Genomic DNA, 16,265 nt, shown 5'->3' on the forward strand with positions numbered 1-16,265 from the left:
TATTTGGTTGGAATTAGCTACTACCATTGTAAGTGATTGCTTTGGGCTTTTTAATTTCTGTTCGGATTAATTATAGAATTTGCCTCTGTTAAAAAACTGTTAGAAAAAATCAGTAAATATTTTTCTGGACTCTGCTCCCATTCACTAATTGAGTTAAAAACATCAATCTGCAAATCATCATCTAACATTTCTTTCAATTTCTCGGAAATAAACTTTTTCATACTAGTATTAATGGGCTCAACTAGTGCAACCCGATGAATAATTGGCGCTGCCATGTATTCTTCAAGCTCCATCTGAAAATAGACTGTTAAATAACCAACCTCCTGGGAACGAATCCGAATATTCAATTTAGTGGCAATGGTTGATAATGTTAATTGCGCTAACTCCGTTGAAACTGGATACTTACTTAACATGTCTACCGAGATAAATCCTTCTGACTTGACATCAAAAATAGCCCGATTAATGAGAAATAATAAATGATATCGCAACTCCATCAACAACCGTTTAAAGTCCAAATTCACATCTAATTTTTGCTTAAGGATCGGAAAAACCGACTGCATTAAATCCTCAACTTCGACCAATCCCACTTGAACTAACTGATTATCATCCTTCGGTAGCTTTCTGATGTTTAATGGGTATGAAATAAATTCCCATTCGCTAGTGCTTAACGAGCTACCAATTATCTCAGTAACTAGATTCCGCAAGGACGCCATCGTTACATCACTAAGAAGTGGATGATAGTTATTAATACGATCATTGATTTGAATGTTATATTTACGTAACCAATTAACAACCGCAATATTTCTTTTAATCATGGTCACAGTATCATTATTATGATCAAGTTTTTTAACAAGATTAAGCAATTTGACATCTGTCGCTTTATCCCAGGTTGCTTCCAGTTCGTAGTATTTCCCGACTAAAGTTCGTGTAATTACTGCATACATATAATCATGTTCAACCGCTAAATGAATCCCACGATTAGTTTTTGTCTCAATTCTGACTTGGTAATAATCAAGCTGTTGTTTGAGCGCTTTTAAATCCTTATTGATAGTGCCACGACTCACAGCCAATGATTCTGCCAAATCATCCAGAATAACGTAATCCGTGATTTGCTGTAACAATTCTTTTAAAATCGTTGCTTGTCGCTTTGAGGGATCATTGAAATCTAAATCCTTTTTCAAGAAATTAGTTTGTAGCTTAGCCATGGCAGAATAATTATTGATAACTAGGTAAAACTTGGCTTGATTAACGTTGATTTTTGCAATACCCACCAAATAATCATTGATTGCACGAATATTCTTGGTAATTGTGACTCTCGAAACAGAAAAATGGGATTGTAATTCTCTTAGTGTCAATGCATCATTATTAATAAAAAAGTTTAATATTTCAAAACTTTGCCTATCCATTGCCTCACCATGCCCCCAACTAAAATTTAAAGGTTAACCACGACTCTTGCCTCCCGCAACGTTAATCGTAACCCCGGTAATGTAACTGGCACGTTCTGATAGTAAATAGTTAACTGCATCCGCAACTTCTGATAGTTTGCCACTCCGACCAAGAGGTGTGGTTGACGTACTCTTATAGCCTGCCCGAATGTCATCAACAGTTTTATGCCGGGTATAAGCTAACGCCTCTTCATAAGAGCGTGTTCTTAGCCCAGTAGCTTCCATAATACCTGGCGCGACACCAACAACCCGAATATTATGTTCACCTAATTCTTTAGCCCACGAACGAGTGAACCCATTAATCGCTCCCTTAGTTGCTGAATAAACACTCTGTCCTTGTGAACCTTCAAGTCCAGCTTCTGAGGACATATTAACAATAACACCGTACTGTTGCTTCTCGAATTGATGGGTAACTGCCTGCGATACAAGGAAGACGCTTTTCACGTTCACGGCAAACATTTTCACAAAATCCGATTCTGCAAATTCATACTTACCGTGAGGATCCTTGGCGTCAGCCAATAAACGTGGCAAATTGATACCAGCATTATTTACAAGCCCGTCAATTTTTCCTTGTTCATCAACAACCTTTAAGACCAGCCGATTAACCGCTTCCGCATCTGTGACATTGGTTTCAACAAAGTGTAAATTATCATTTTGCTGATCACCTTGATTGAGGTCAGCATTATAAACAATCGCCCCGTTATTCAATAATTCAGTTACAATTGCTTTACCAATACCGGATGAGCCCCCAGTAACAACGTATACCTTACCCGAAATATTAATCCATGAATTATTCATCAAAATCGCTCCTTAATCATTTCTTTTCTTCACAGATAAATATATACGAAAGCGCATACATTATTAATGCACTCTTTTTTCATTGGCTTTTTAAATTAATGGACTAATGATTCATCAAACATTTAGATGTCTGATATAAACTATAAATATTATGCCGAATTATTTTCATTATCGCCATATCATAAAGCAAATTTTGTAATCGACCATTGTAATCAATAACCGTAAAAATAGAGTCGCTTTAAAGAAGCGTATAACTCCTTCAAAGCGACTCTATTAAATAGTCTTATAGCCATATTAATTTGTTTTAAATCGTCACCGTAACAGCTGCTGCCGCAATAATTAGTATCAGTCCACCAATCGTGACCCACATTTCTTTGGTAGTCTTCTTTTGGCCTAAGAACCAAATACCGGTTAACGTTGCCAATACAACGGAGGTTTGTGAAAGAATAAAGCCGGTTGCTAATCCGTTCATATTTGGTTGCGCAGAGATTAAGTAAGTCAACGCCGCAAACGCGAAGAAGAAACCTGAGATGATGTGCGTGTATGACACCCCTTCAACGAGGGCTAACTTTTCACCTCGTGATGCTAAGAACAGGGCATATACGATCGAAACAATAACCATCCCAATTGCTTGGGGAACGAAGGCTTCCTCCCCACCAATATTGGTTGCTTGGGGCGCAGCCGAATAAGCCCAGTACCCGATTTCACCAACTGCTAACCAGATAACAGCTTGGCGTAAGGTCCGGGCGTTACCTGCATCCTTATGTTCAGACCACACTGTTAGCCAGGCACCAATGATAATTCCAACTAAGGCTAGGCCACCCAAGACCTTGTCCATTGCCCCAGGCCAGTCACCTAAGGCGAAGACGCCCCACAGTGATGCGCCCAACAGCTGGAAGGCCGTCGTAATTGGCATTGCTCGTGAAGAACCAACCATCGTAAACACTTTAAATGTCACGATTTGGGCACTTGCCCAACCGATCCCTGATAGAATTGAAAACCAGAGATTCATGCCGCTTGGAAAAGCAATCCCTTGCACCCATGCATAAATCAGCGCAAAGATTAACGTTCCAATAGTTGAACCCAAGATCTGATTAACAGGCCGACCACCAATTTTCGACGCAATCGTGGGGTAAAGTCCCCAACCAAGTAACGGCCCTAAGCCAATTAGTAAAGCGGTAGTATTCATTCCAATCCCTCCATTAATCACCAACTACTTTAAAAAGTAACGCCACTTTCCAATAAAATATTTGAATAAGGTGTCATTTCACCAGTCCGAACAAAGGCCTTGCAGTCAGCCAAGTCCTTCTTCATTTCTTCATGTGGAATGAAGGTAATTGGGGTGTCTGGTAAGCGCTTCTTGATGGCCGTCAACATCTTAGGATTTTGAACTTTAATTTCTTCTGCCAAATAGATTCGTTGTACTTCAAGCTCTTCCAAGACGTTATTCAAGACTTGCATAAAACTAGGAATACCATTATCAACGGCTAAATCGATTTTTTCGGTTGAACTTGGTACTGGCATGCCAGCATCACCAATACTCAACTTATCGAAATGGCCCATCGTTGCAATAACTCGTGACAAATCTGAATTAATAACTTTTGTTTTTTTCATAATTATTTACCCTCCGCGGCTGTAATTTCATTTTTATAAGGAATTGATGGTTGCGCACCGAAACGTTGTACGGCAATCGATGACGCCCGGTTACCATAGCGAATCGCATCTTCAAGATTACTAAAATCTTTATTTAACACACTACTCATCGCGCCAATAAACGTATCTCCGGCTGAAGTCGTATCCACGGCTTCGACTTTAAAAGCTGGTACGATACCATGTCGCCCATCGATATCATAAAACGCACCCTTACTACCAATCGTAATGATAACAGCTGAAATACCGAGGGCGTGTAATGCAGCGGACGCCTTTAACATGCTGGCTTCATCGGTGATTGCAATCCCAGTCAAAGTTTCCGTTTCCGTCTCATTTGGTACAATCATGTCAGTAACTGCTAAAAGTTCAGCGGGGACTTTTTCCATGGCTGGAGCGGGATTCAAGATTGTTCTTACGCCAGCGGCCTGTGCAATTTTAAAGGCTTCGACCGTACTATCGACAGCGCTTTCAAATTGTGCAACCACAAAATCACTAGTTTCAATGATATCACGGTGGGCTTCAACGTCTGCTGGCGTAAAGGCCATGTTGGCACCACCATGAATCATAATTTGGTTTTCACCGGCATCATCAACCGTGACGTAAGCTTGACCTGTCGATTGATTAGTCATCTTTGTGATCCCTGCCAAGTTGATCTTTTCCTGCGTCAATAAATCAAGCATGGTTTTACCAGCAGCATCGTCACCAACCGCACCAATAAAGTGGGTATTAGCACCAGAACGTTGCGCTGCGACGGCCTGGTTCGCGCCCTTACCACCACCGGCTGAAAAGATTTCCTTAGTGTGAATCGTTTCGCCAGGCTTTGGCATGTTTTCAACCCGAATCGTCCGGTCTAAGTTGATACTCCCAATAACGGTTACCGTATTCATAATGGTCCCTCCAAATAGTTAAATTAATCTGAATTTAGTTTTTATTAAAACGTTTTATGAAAACGTTTTAATAACTCGTAAAAAATATAACACATCTGAATAATTAATTCAAATGTGCCGTCGAATTTCTTTCAATTAATTTAACTGGTAAGTGGTGTTCTTCCCATGGCTGCTGCGGATTAGCAATACGGTCGAGTAACTGGTTGGCTGTCGTTTGCCCCAACTCAAAAATCGGTTGTGCGATGGTTGTAAGCTGTGGCGCGACATATTGGCACATTTCGACATCGTCATAGCCAATGACACTGTAATCATCCGGTATCCGCTTATCATGTTCAGCCATGCCTAAGTATACACCGAATGCGATTTCGTCATTGACTGCAAAGATCCCCGTAACTCCAGTCGCCAAAATTTCCGGAACAACTTGGCGACCACCCACTTTAGAAAGCGGCGTCGCGATGACATGTACCGCTGTCCGCGGATACACACTATAAAAACCACTAAGCCGCTTTTGGACATTGGCTGACGGTTTTGCTGGAATAAGAACGGCGACTTGCCGGTGTCCCAAATCTTTTAAGTGTTGAGCAGCTTGCCGCCCCCCATCATAGTCATCAGTCAACACAGAATCGCTGAACCCTTCGGCGCGCTTTTGGTCTAAGACGATAAATGGGTGACCCTTCTGCCGTAGAATATCATTAATCGCATTATTGGAAACGGCCGAACTTGCGATAATAAAGCCATCCACACCCCGGCGGCTGAGTTCATCCAAATAGACGCGTTCTTTGTCTTCATCCAGATCAGCATTACACAACATCGTGATGAAATTTTGCTGATACAAGACGTTTTCAATGCCTCGAAGCAGCTCACCAAAAAAGGGATTCCGAATATCAGGCACAAGGACCCCAATTGTTTTGCTGGTCTTCTTAATCATCCGCTGAGCAAAGTAATCAGGCTCATAATTTAATTCATCCCGGGCCGCTTCCACCTTAGCAACCGTCGCCGCACTAAACTTATCACCATGCCCGTTTAAAATTTGTGACACGGTCGCAATTGAGCGTTCTGCAAGGCGCGCAACATCTTTGATTGTGACTGCCTTATTTTTCATGGGCTTCTCCTCCGTAAAATTAACTCTTGCATTATTGTAGCCTAGAACGCCGAATTTTCCTAACCGAATCTCAAAAATATTTAGTACACCTATAAGTATATCTATATAGTGTGCAAGCCGATAATTTATCCATATCAAGTCTTCATTTTCTCCTCCTCTGAAAACAAACAGTAAAAACTTTCCAGGTAGTTATTCTAAAACCACATGACAAAAAAGCCCGCGCTCATCATGAGCGCGGGCTCCCTTAATTCACAAAGGGCTATTTTTCAGTACCTTGGCCGTCCCATTCACGTTCAATAATCGCCTTTAATTCACTGATTAAAGGTTCGCGTGGGTTAGCGGTCGTGCATTGGTCTTCATAGGCCAGTTCGGCTAATTCGTCGACGGTGGCGTCAAAGTGCTTCTTTTCGACCCGGTTGGCTTTCAAGGATAAGGTCACATCCATTGAATGAGCCAAGTCAATGTAAGCTTTAACTAAGCTTTCTTTGAGTTCTTCGTCGGTCTTGCCTGGTAACCCTAAGGCCCGGGCAATGTTGGCATAGTCGGCTAAGGCAGTATTATGGTTGTACTTCGGCCACATTGCTAACTTCGTTGGGATTTCAGCATTGTAACGAACGACTTGCGGATAAGTGATCGCAATTGCCAATCCGTGTGGTAAGTTGAATTCCCCGCCTAATTTATGGGCGATCGAGTGGTTGATACCCAAGAAGGCATTGGCAAAGGCCATCCCAGCTAGCGTTGAGGCATTGTGCATCTTCTCACGAGCCATCTTGTCACCATCATAAGAAGCTTTCAAGTACTTGAAGGCTAATTGCAAAGCTTGAATTGACCAGCCGCGTGTGAAGTCAGAAGCCATCGTTGAAACATATGCTTCGGTTGCGTGGGTAATTACGTCGAGACCAGTCCAAGCCGTCGTCCGCTTTGGCACCGTTTCAACAAATTGTGGGTCAACGATCGCAATATCTGGTTGCATTGCGTAGTCCGTAATCGGGTATTTGACGTGCGTCTTGGAGTCCGTAATAACCGCGTATGGCGTTACTTCAGAACCAGTCCCAGAAGTCGTTGGAATCCCAATATAAGTTACTTTTTCGGATACTGGTACTTTGTACGTCCGCTTCCGGATATCCAGGAACTTCTGTTTAGCACCTAAGAAGGAAGCTTCTGGGTGTTCATAGAAGAGCCACATCCCCTTAGCGGCGTCCATTGCAGAACCACCACCGAGTGCAATGATTGTATCTGGCTTAAAGGCCTTCATCCGGGCAACCCCTTTGTAGACTGTGTCAGTCGACGGGTTCGGTTCAACTTCTGAGAAGATGTCGATATCAACCGGATCAGTCCGCTTGTTCAAGACCGCCGTTACTCGATCAGCATAGCCAAATTCAACCATCCCAGGATCACAAACTAGGAAAACCTTCTTAATCCCGGCCATGTGTTCCAAGTAGCGAACGGAATTGCGTTCGAAGTAGACTTTGGGAGGCATTTTGACCCATTGCATGTTATTACGCCGTTTTGCCACAGTTTTGATATTAATCAGATCCATATCTGTAACGTTATGAGAAATCGAGTTGCCACCATATGATCCCGTGCCCAGAGTTAATGAAGGCGCCATGTTATTGTAGATGTTACCTAACCCACCAACTGAAGATGGCGTGTTAACTAAGATCCGGCAAGCTGGCATTTGTAAGCCAAATTCTTTGACCAATGCATCATCGGTCGTATGAATCCCAGCAGTATGGCCTAAGCCACCATAGTGAAGTAATTCATTAGCCCGTTTGAACGCCGCTTCATGCGAATCCGCTTTGTAAACGGTCAGAACTGGTGATAATTTTTCGCCGGATAATGGGTACTTGATACCGACACCATTAATCTCCGCAATCAAGACCCGGCAGTCCTTAGCGACATCTTTCAAGCCAGCCATTTGTGCGATTTGATAAGCTGTTTTACCAGCAACTGGACCACGAACTGTGTGCCGGTTAGGATCAATGACAGCATCACTCAAGGCTTGCACATCTTTAGGTTTAACGTAGTAGCAACCCAAACGAATAAATTCAGCTTTAACTTCAGCATAAATTTCCTTGTCGATAATGGCACTATTTTCAGAAGCACAAATCATCCCATTATCAAACGTCTTCGATAAAACAATGTCGTTAACCGCCTGCTTAATGTCAGCTGTTTTTTCAACATAAGTTGGGCCGTTACCAGGACCAACACCCAGTGCTGGTTTACCTGATGAGTAAGCGGCTGTCACCATACTTGGACCACCGGTAGCCAAGATCGTCGCAACATCCGTATGGTGCATCAAGGCGTCGGTTGCTTCAATGCTTGGGTGTTCGATGTATAAAACAGCATCAGCTGGACCACCAGCAGCTTTAATCGCTTCCCGCATCACATCAGCAGCCGCAGAACTACATTTCTGAGCTTGAGGATGGAAACCAAAGACGATCGTGTTACGCCCCTTTAATGAGATCAACGTCTTGAAAACCGTTGTTGAAGTTGGATTCGTTACGGGTGTAACCCCGGCTACGATACCAACTGGTTCAGCAATTTCCATTAGTTGCTCTTCATCGTCTTCTTTAATGACGCCGACTGTCTTATCATGGCGCATGCTGTTCCAGATATATTCGCTGGCGTAGATGTTCTTAATCGCCTTATCTTCAACAACACCCCGACCGGTTTCCTCAACCGCCAACTTGGCTAACTTCATATGATTGTCCAGTGCGGCAACCGCAACCTTTTCACATAAATCATCGATTTGTGCTTGGGTATATGACTTCAAAATAGCTAATGCTTTCTTAGAACGTTGAACTAATTGATCAACTTCATCAGTAACTTTGCTTGTTTGATTTTTTTCTGTCTTAATCATGAAGTGCTTCCTCCGTTCAATTCCTTTGTGAATTAATTTACAAACTTTATTATAGCCATCCTTGCTCATAATGCAACAAGAATTTGAAAAATTATTTAATATCATCCAAACAGTACACTTATAAACTCATGTTTAGCAGTATTTATAGCCAATAAAAAAATTAAATTGTTAAGTTCATTAATGAACAATAGCAGTCAAAAACAACCGCAAGCTCCTCATTAGCCATGATGAGCTTGCGGTTGTTAAAATTTCATCAGCTTGGATCTTAATCCCTGTCCCGAGTCTTGATTACCGAACAACGATAACTGAAATAGGTGCTTTTCGGGCCAAACGCGGACCAATTGCCCCAGCAATCTTAGAATGTGGAAATTCAGTATCGGCACCGGTCACTAATAGATCTGGTTTAAATTCTGGAATAACTTGCTCTAAAATGACGTCATCCACATCACCGCCTTCATAGACAAGCGGCTCTACTTGATTAACGCCTCGTTGTTCAGCAAGCTGAACGTACTCGGCAACAACATCTTCAACGTGTTTCCGTTTAGCTTGGATCTTCGACGGTGTTAATGAATCAAAGATATTGATATCTTCGCTTTCCAGCACCGAACAAATTCCTAACGGAACATCATAGTCGTGGGCCAAAGTCGTTGCGTATCGAAACGCACGTTCTGAAGAGGTATTATCGTCCTCATCAACGGTCAGTAAAATTCGCCGATAGACAAGTGGCTCTTGCATTTTTTGATTTTCCATAGTTAATCTCCTCATTGAAGTGAATTGATATTGACCACTGCCATTATACCAGTTTCAGAATTCAAACGGCACCATTTCTCACACGCATATAATCATAAGCTGATTTCCTTCAAACGCCGCTCTAAATAATTAAGGGTAGCTTTTAACGCTATGATTCCAGCCACCAGTTAGAACGGCAGCACTCTCCCCATTACTCCGGTAAGGCTTTCAACGTCTGCTTCAACCAATTCACATAGTAGTCTTCTCGTCCGATCGCATGTTGTAAGATCAAATAGTGACCATAATGTTGCTTAGCAGCTTTAGCTTGCGGGAAAACGGTCGCCAATCGCTGTTGTAAGTGTGCTAACTTAGCTGTGTGCAGGGTGAGCTGTTCCTGTAACATCGCTAGTAGGCGTGGATCACGATCCGTTTGAATAAAGTATAGTTTTAAAATAAATTCATCTTTCGTAGCGGTTAAGTCTGGTGTACCGACACTGATCCACTCATGTAACAGCTGCCGACCAGTTGCGGTGATGTGGTAGAGTTTCTTTTCAAGTTTTTCGCCACTGACCGTAATTTCATGCGTGACGTAACCTTGTTCTTCTAGTCGCTTCAATTGCGGATAAATTTGACTATGTTGAGCTTGCCAGAATTCACCGATCTCGTCATCAAAGGCTTTAGTTAGATCATAGCCCGTTAATGGTTGCTGGTTTAATAACCCTAGAATAATAAATTGTAACTTGTTTTTTTGCGCCATTGGAAATTCCTCCTTGACGATTCCTTGATAACAGTATACACTAACCTTGTTGTTTAAAACATGTAATAAATTACATGATTAAAATGACATATTAGACATAAGGAAGGTAATTCTAATGACAAAAACTTTTAAAACACTTGATGACTTTCTCGGCACACACTTTATCTACACTTATGATAACGGCTGGGAATACGAGTGGTACGCCAAGAACGACCACACCGTTGATTACCGAATCCACGGTGGGATGGTTGCCGGTCGTTGGGTCACTGATCAAAAAGCTGACATCGTCATGTTGACCGAAGGCATTTACAAAATTTCTTGGACTGAACCAACTGGGACTGACGTTGCACTAGACTTCATGCCCAATGAGAAGAAACTACACGGTACGATTTTCTTCCCAAAGTGGGTTGAAGAACACCCTGAAATTACGGTCACTTACCAAAACGAACACATCGATTTAATGGAACAGTCTCGTGAAAAGTATGCCACTTATCCAAAACTAGTTGTACCCGAATTTGCCAATATTACTTACATGGGCGACGCCGGCCAAAACAATGAAGATGTAATCAGTGAAGCACCTTACAAAGAAATGCCGAATGATATTCGCAACGGCAAGTACTTTGATCAAAACTACCATCGTTTAAATAAGTAATGTTTCACGTGAAACATTCTGGTCTACAAATTGGATAATTAGCAGTCTGTCCAATCTTTGAAAATTACTAATCATCTGAAAAACATTCATTTAGCAACACTTCAAAAAGGCCTTCATAAATGTCATGACATTTATGAAGGCCTTTTTCGTGATTATTTTACTTAGGCTTCTGTTACATCCAGCGCAACCTGTCCCAGCCCGGCATCGAAGTCGGCTTGCCAGTGCCCCGCGGTCAAATGTGGTGGTAGGACAAACGTCCCCGACGAAACTCGTTGGCCAGCCGTTAATGTCTTACCTTGCTCTGCAAGCTTGCCGACTAACCACTTCAATGACTCAAGCGGGTTACCCAACACTTCACTCGCTTGACCAGTTTTAACCGTCCCCCCATCATGGACTAGCGTACACTTTGACGTTGCCACTGCATCAGCTGAAGCGAACAACTCGGCAGTCTCTCGTTCAGTTCCATATACCACTAGCCCACCGACTGCGGCATCCGCGACCACCAAATTTTTAGGCAAATCGGGAAACCAGTCAGCAAAACGTGAATCTGGCAATTCAAGTCCCGGCGCGACAGTCGTTTTTTGCCATAAATCGGTCAATGAATCGGTGGTTGACAGGTCTTCTTTAGCCTTAAAGACCAACTCCACTTCGACGAGTGGGTCCATTAGTTGCCCGCGTCGAACCGTGGTTGGTGCCGCCAAAAAGTGATCCGCAACCTGGACACCGTACAGCGGCGTATGAGCATCAAACATCTTTTGAGTTTCCGCACTCGTCAACGAGACCTTGTATCCACCAACCGGCTGCTGTTTTAAGGCCGTTAATGCGGCTTGAACTCGATACGCAGCGTCTTCGTCAACGACACTACTTGTAAAATCAGCCATTGTTAACGCATGCTGTGTCTGATAGGCCGTAAATAGCTGTTGTGCAACTTGAGTTTCTGTTTCTGTGGTGGTAGTTGTCATTATAAAACCTCCATTATGTGTTTGTGGTTACTGTTATCCTAATATGTGTTCGTAATGAGGCCGTCTAACCATTGCTAATACGTTAACTCATTACAATTAATCTAGTTGTCACTTCATTATTTGGATGTATTCAGTGCGCCAGCTAATTGTACGGGCGTCTTAAATACGAATTATTAAGACTACGGGTCATAAATATCGTTCATGTTAAAACTATGTGTGCCTAAACGTATAAATTGCACGTTGCTAAAACTATGTGTTAATCGATACACGTGGTATCGTATGTGATCTACCCGGAGTACTCAGTTATACTATGTGTTTTTGATTCCTTGTTGACCTATGTGTTACTCGAGGAGCAAGTCCTCGTGCGACTAGTTACCATTGCCCACATTTGTTGGTAACTAGCCACCTGAATGTCCGATTCCATACTCCTCACCACCTTTAAATCATAAAAAACGTCCTTTAACTAACTCCTATGAGTTAATTAAAGGACGTCCAGAACGGGTTACCACCTTTATTCGCGACTACTTCACAATAGTCACCTTAGTACGTACAGCAATTGCGATACGCCGGTACATTAATGGGTACCATCCAGCACCATCTCCACGAATTTCGAGGCGCAACTCCAAGGTGATCTATGTTAAGTGGTATTGACTGCCTTACACCAATCCGCAGCTCGCTAACTAACCAGCTTAGCACCGTTCCTTATCACGGTTTTTAATCTAAATTTAATTAATGATTAGATTCTAGCGCCAGATTATCACAATGTCAACCTTAAAATTAAAAATAAATTAGATTAATTAAGTTTGCGTTCATTGGCCATAACATCCACTAATGCCACGTACTGCTCAGTATGCGTATCACGCAACGTATAATTTGGTGGGAGCGCGTCCGCATCTGCTTTGACAATTCGAAACCCTACTTGCGCATAAAATCGCAGGGCATTTTCGTTGGCCATCACACACTTCAACGTGAGTGGTTCGGTTGCATACTGGCGCATTTCTGTCAGTAGCCGTTCACCAACTTTCAAGTGGCGGAAATCTGGGGCCACAAAAAGCAGATGAATGAAGTTGGCCAGCCGGTACAACGAACAAAAGCCAGCCCGCTGACCATCAATCCACGCGACCAGCACGAATTCACCACGGCTGTCTTCGTTAAAATCTTGCAGTTGTGGATCAGTGACCCATGGAAAATCTTGCTGACGGTCCACTAAATATATTTCAGCCAGCGCTGCTTGATCCGCAGCTGTTGCCGGTTTTATCTCAATTCGTTTGGTCATCCTGCGCCCTCCCCCATTTAATGATTCTCATTATGACGTTAGTTGTTGAGAATTTCAAACATTAATCGCCTTAATCTATTCATCAAAGCTAGCTTTCAACTACTGACAAGCGTTATAATGTTAGGCAATACTTTCACCAAATGAAAGCGGGGGAAAAATGAAAACCGCAATTGTAACGGATAGCGCAAGCTACCTCTCAGCGGTCGATGTTGAAAAGTATCATATTCACGTCGTCCCAATTACTGTTATTTTTGGTCACCAAACCTACTTAGAAAACGTCGAAATAACGTCCAAAGAATTTTATGAACGAATGCGTACCGCGCCTGAGTTACCAACGACCACTCAGATTACCCTTGGTCAGATGCAAACGACTTATGATCAGCTGGCAAAGGCGGGCTATGATGCTGTCATTAGTATCCATCTTTCTTCTGGTATCACCAGCTTTATTACTAATCTCGAAAGTTACCTGCCAAACGTAACCAACATCAAGGTTTATCCGTTTGATTCACTAATTACGGCTGGTGGAGAAGCTTACATGGTCTTGTTAGCTGCTAAATTAGTCGCTGAAGGATACTCACCCGAACAAGTTATTGCTCAGCTCAAAAAAATCCGTGAAACAACCGGCGTATATTTTGTTGTCGATAATCTCAGTCACTTGGTTCGGACTGGTCGGCTCTCAAACGCTTCTGGACTCGTTGGCAACCTCTTACGCATTAAACCCGTTCTGACCTTTCAAGATGGCAAGATCGTCGCTATTCAAAAAGAACGAACGATGCGGCGGGCATACGCAGCCATCAAAGCCAAGCTGGCTGCTGAGATTGCTGCCGTTGACTATCCACTTCGCGTCACAATCGAAAATGGCAACAATCCGAAACTCCAAGCCGAATGGACAGCTGACTTGAAGGCTAGCTTTCCTGATCTCACCATCGATGAAGGCGAGATTGGTCCCGTCGTTGGGGTTCACGTTGGAGAAGGCGTCATGGGACTGATTTGGGCGCGTGACTGGGAAAAATGGACCATTTAGTTCACCATTATCAACCCCTGATAATTCATCATGACAGTCAAAAAACAACTTTTGCTCCTCACGACGAGCTGAGGAGCAAAAGTTGTTTTTTGCATTGCCTTATTTCCGTTTCTTGCCTTTTTTCTTTTTCTTGTTCTTTTTCCGCTTTGTGTTGGGCTGTTCGGCCGATTTAGTCAACAACTTCCGTGCCTTTTTGATCAACTTAGATCGTTGTTTGGTATCCAGCTGTTCCCACAATGTTATTAATTCGGGGTCAACGGCAGGGGTTGGCGTGACCGATACTGGAATCGGTACCGCTTCCGGGGCCACCGCTGTTGCAACATCAGTCGTACCTAGCAGCCAATCTGGCGACACATTCAGTACTGTCGCTAACGCCGTAACCTTATCATGTTTAGCCACGTATTTATTACTTAACCACTGGCTGATTGATGAACGACCAATTCCCGTTTGTTTAGATAACTGAGCAGAGGTTATGTTCGCTTGTTGCATCGCTTCTTTTAATCGTTCTGAAAATATTCCCATCACATTACCCTCCTAGTGCAACGGATCCCATGCGGGTAGCCGCTGTGCACGTTCGTTAAGCAGCGCCTGAAATTCCGGTGCCAAGAAATGCTTGTGAACAACTACTTCATAGACGTACTCATTAAACCAATCTTGGCTCATTACGAAGTAGCCTTGATCACCTACTTGCTCACCCCAACTATTTTCGACCTTCCACTTAGTTGGCGTATCAGCCACTAAATCAACGCCGGTTAACGTCATGGCATGGCTAACTTCACCTTCACCTGTTAACAGCCGTTGCGCCTTAGTCAGATGATCGTTGGTTCCAAATAACTTGCCAGTTTCAAATAAATGGGCATCCAAGTATCCCGTCTTCCGGTCCATCTGTCGCAACACATCGTTGCCAAACCAAACCGTTTCGCCAGCCTGTAACTGTTGCACAGCAACGTCCGTCAGCACACCCATATCAAGGTTCAAAAATTCGATAGGCTTACCACCAATCACGTTATCCTCGTCTGGCAAGCTATAAAGTCGATTAAACGGCTTATCTGGTGAATTAGTAACGACCACGTAATCATCCAGATCAGTTTCAAAGTAGTCCTGATAGAATTGCTGAGGCGTTAAATTAGCCGTACGATGGTACTGTTGCTCATCATCACGATATTCTAAATCAAAGCTAGTTGGTGGTTCACCAAATGAGTACGCCGTCATCCGATAGACCGTTTGCAACATTGATTTCTCCAGTGATTGTAGCTCGGCCTCGCTTGCACCATCCATCACGAGTTGCCGAAGTTTTAACCCATCTTTACGAAGCTGCCGTGATAAACTGGCTTGAAATGCCGTCGTATTATCAGTGTTGAAGGACTCTGGCATCACACTAGCTGGAACGACACCATACTTTTGAACCAAGCTGGCCGCCATCGCCCACTGACCACCATCTTCGCCCGGATTAGCAAATAAGAACTGAACAAGCCGGTCATCAATCGGCTGACGCGCCGTTTGTTCAACATTCCGATAAAAAATATTAGCCCTTTCAATCTTATCCCAGAAAAACAAATAGTTTTGTGATAACTCAAAGTCTTTGACGTGATACCGGGTCGCAAACTTATGCCGGAGCGTGTTTAATAATGAAAACTCCCAGCAACGACCGCTGTGCTTCTGATTACTGACCTTACCCGTTAGTACTTCAACAGAAAAAGTCCGCGCTAAGCGACTCGCAGCTTGATTATCAAAACTTGCAGCCTCAATCCCATTCTTCGTAATCGCTCGCGTCAATACTGGTGCCATTCGATCCTGCGCATGCGTTGTCCGTAAAGCGGCAAGTGCATCCGGTGTTAGTTCAGTTGCCATATTTACCAGCCTCCATCGTGATACTTGCCATTATTCTAGGCTTATTGACCATTAAATTCAATTTAGATGCTACCTTTTGTTTGCTTTTCTGAACAACATTAGTCACTTTAACCATCCCACGTTGTTCTCCCTGTAAAGAATGACTAACCAACTTAGTTCCCCCCTACCATTCAGTTGGTGAGCATGACGAATTGTCAAATCAAGCGCAACTTTTTGCCGAAGAAAACTTCACTTGGACTTTTCCATCCCAAGACCTTGCGTGGACGGTT

The 16,265-nt window shown here is 43.1% G+C and carries 15 protein-coding genes; 2 read left to right on the top strand and 13 right to left on the bottom strand.

Features of this window, described 5'->3' with window-relative positions; all coding sequences use genetic code 11:
* Positions 1-50: 50 nt before the first annotated feature.
* The 9 genes from ACOV1R_RS14020 to ACOV1R_RS14060 all read right to left on the bottom strand — a co-directional run bounded on the left by ACOV1R_RS14020 (position 51) and on the right by ACOV1R_RS14060 (position 10,231).
* Positions 51-1,406, bottom strand: coding sequence for a BglG family transcription antiterminator (locus tag ACOV1R_RS14020; protein ID WP_257591852.1), 1,356 nt, complete (start codon positions 1,404-1,406; stop codon positions 51-53).
* A 33-nt stretch (positions 1,407-1,439) separates the two neighbouring features.
* Positions 1,440-2,243, bottom strand: coding sequence for an SDR family oxidoreductase (locus ACOV1R_RS14025; protein WP_003646226.1), 804 nt, complete (start codon positions 2,241-2,243; stop codon positions 1,440-1,442).
* A gap of 304 nt (positions 2,244-2,547) precedes the next feature.
* Entirely contained in the window at positions 2,548-3,432 is an 885-nt protein-coding gene (gene rbsU / locus ACOV1R_RS14030) for a ribose/proton symporter RbsU (protein ID WP_003641602.1), read from the bottom strand.
* Between the two features lie 29 nt (positions 3,433-3,461).
* The gene (gene rbsD, locus ACOV1R_RS14035) at positions 3,462-3,857 is read right to left on the bottom strand and encodes a D-ribose pyranase (RefSeq protein WP_003641603.1); all 396 of its coding nucleotides are present in this window, start codon (positions 3,855-3,857) and stop codon (positions 3,462-3,464) included.
* Between the two features lie 2 nt (positions 3,858-3,859).
* Positions 3,860-4,780 carry a ribokinase gene (gene rbsK / locus ACOV1R_RS14040; RefSeq protein ID WP_013356083.1) on the bottom strand — a complete coding sequence of 307 codons (921 nt, stop codon included), beginning with the start codon at positions 4,778-4,780 and terminating at the stop codon, positions 3,860-3,862.
* A 103-nt stretch (positions 4,781-4,883) separates the two neighbouring features.
* Positions 4,884-5,882 carry a ribose utilization transcriptional repressor RbsR gene (gene rbsR, locus ACOV1R_RS14045; RefSeq protein ID WP_003643604.1) on the bottom strand — a complete coding sequence of 333 codons (999 nt, stop codon included), beginning with the start codon at positions 5,880-5,882 and terminating at the stop codon, positions 4,884-4,886.
* A gap of 259 nt (positions 5,883-6,141) precedes the next feature.
* On the bottom strand, positions 6,142-8,745 hold the full coding sequence (adhE, locus tag ACOV1R_RS14050) for a bifunctional acetaldehyde-CoA/alcohol dehydrogenase (protein ID WP_003643605.1): 2,604 nt from the start codon (positions 8,743-8,745) through the stop codon (positions 6,142-6,144).
* A gap of 288 nt (positions 8,746-9,033) precedes the next feature.
* The gene (locus ACOV1R_RS14055) at positions 9,034-9,495 is read right to left on the bottom strand and encodes a universal stress protein (RefSeq protein ID WP_003641607.1); all 462 of its coding nucleotides are present in this window, start codon (positions 9,493-9,495) and stop codon (positions 9,034-9,036) included.
* 190 nt (positions 9,496-9,685) lie between these two features.
* Complete coding sequence (locus tag ACOV1R_RS14060) at positions 9,686-10,231, bottom strand: PadR family transcriptional regulator (RefSeq protein WP_003641608.1); 546 nt, start codon at positions 10,229-10,231, stop codon at positions 9,686-9,688.
* A 115-nt stretch (positions 10,232-10,346) separates the two neighbouring features.
* On the opposite strand from ACOV1R_RS14060, the gene ACOV1R_RS14065 reads away from it, so the two are divergent.
* Positions 10,347-10,883 (top strand): phenolic acid decarboxylase, encoded by a 537-nt coding sequence (locus ACOV1R_RS14065; RefSeq protein WP_003641609.1) that lies wholly within the window; start codon positions 10,347-10,349, stop codon positions 10,881-10,883.
* Between the two features lie 161 nt (positions 10,884-11,044).
* Here ACOV1R_RS14065 and ACOV1R_RS14070 read toward each other — a convergent pair whose 3' ends face one another.
* Positions 11,045-11,845 (bottom strand): 2-keto-4-pentenoate hydratase, encoded by an 801-nt coding sequence (locus ACOV1R_RS14070; protein ID WP_011102282.1) that lies wholly within the window; start codon positions 11,843-11,845, stop codon positions 11,045-11,047.
* A gap of 793 nt (positions 11,846-12,638) precedes the next feature.
* Entirely contained in the window at positions 12,639-13,121 is a 483-nt protein-coding gene (locus ACOV1R_RS14075) for a GNAT family N-acetyltransferase (RefSeq protein ID WP_003641611.1), read from the bottom strand.
* 157 nt (positions 13,122-13,278) lie between these two features.
* Here ACOV1R_RS14075 and ACOV1R_RS14080 point away from each other — a divergent pair, with 157 nt between their 5' ends.
* Positions 13,279-14,145: a DegV family protein gene (locus tag ACOV1R_RS14080; protein ID WP_054519035.1), complete on the top strand. Its 867-nt coding sequence runs from the start codon at positions 13,279-13,281 to the stop codon at positions 14,143-14,145.
* 99 nt (positions 14,146-14,244) lie between these two features.
* On the opposite strand, the gene ACOV1R_RS14085 is transcribed toward ACOV1R_RS14080, so the two are convergent.
* Both ACOV1R_RS14085 and ACOV1R_RS14090 read right to left on the bottom strand, forming a co-directional pair.
* The gene (locus tag ACOV1R_RS14085) at positions 14,245-14,667 is read right to left on the bottom strand and encodes a helix-turn-helix domain-containing protein (protein ID WP_003641613.1); all 423 of its coding nucleotides are present in this window, start codon (positions 14,665-14,667) and stop codon (positions 14,245-14,247) included.
* A gap of 12 nt (positions 14,668-14,679) precedes the next feature.
* On the bottom strand, positions 14,680-15,996 hold the full coding sequence (locus tag ACOV1R_RS14090) for a C1 family peptidase (RefSeq protein WP_013356087.1): 1,317 nt from the start codon (positions 15,994-15,996) through the stop codon (positions 14,680-14,682).
* Positions 15,997-16,265 lie beyond the last annotated feature (269 nt).

It is taken from the genome of Lactiplantibacillus sp. YT640 (assembly GCF_049745435.1).
Taxonomy (GTDB): Bacteria; Bacillota; Bacilli; order Lactobacillales; family Lactobacillaceae; genus Lactiplantibacillus; species Lactiplantibacillus plantarum.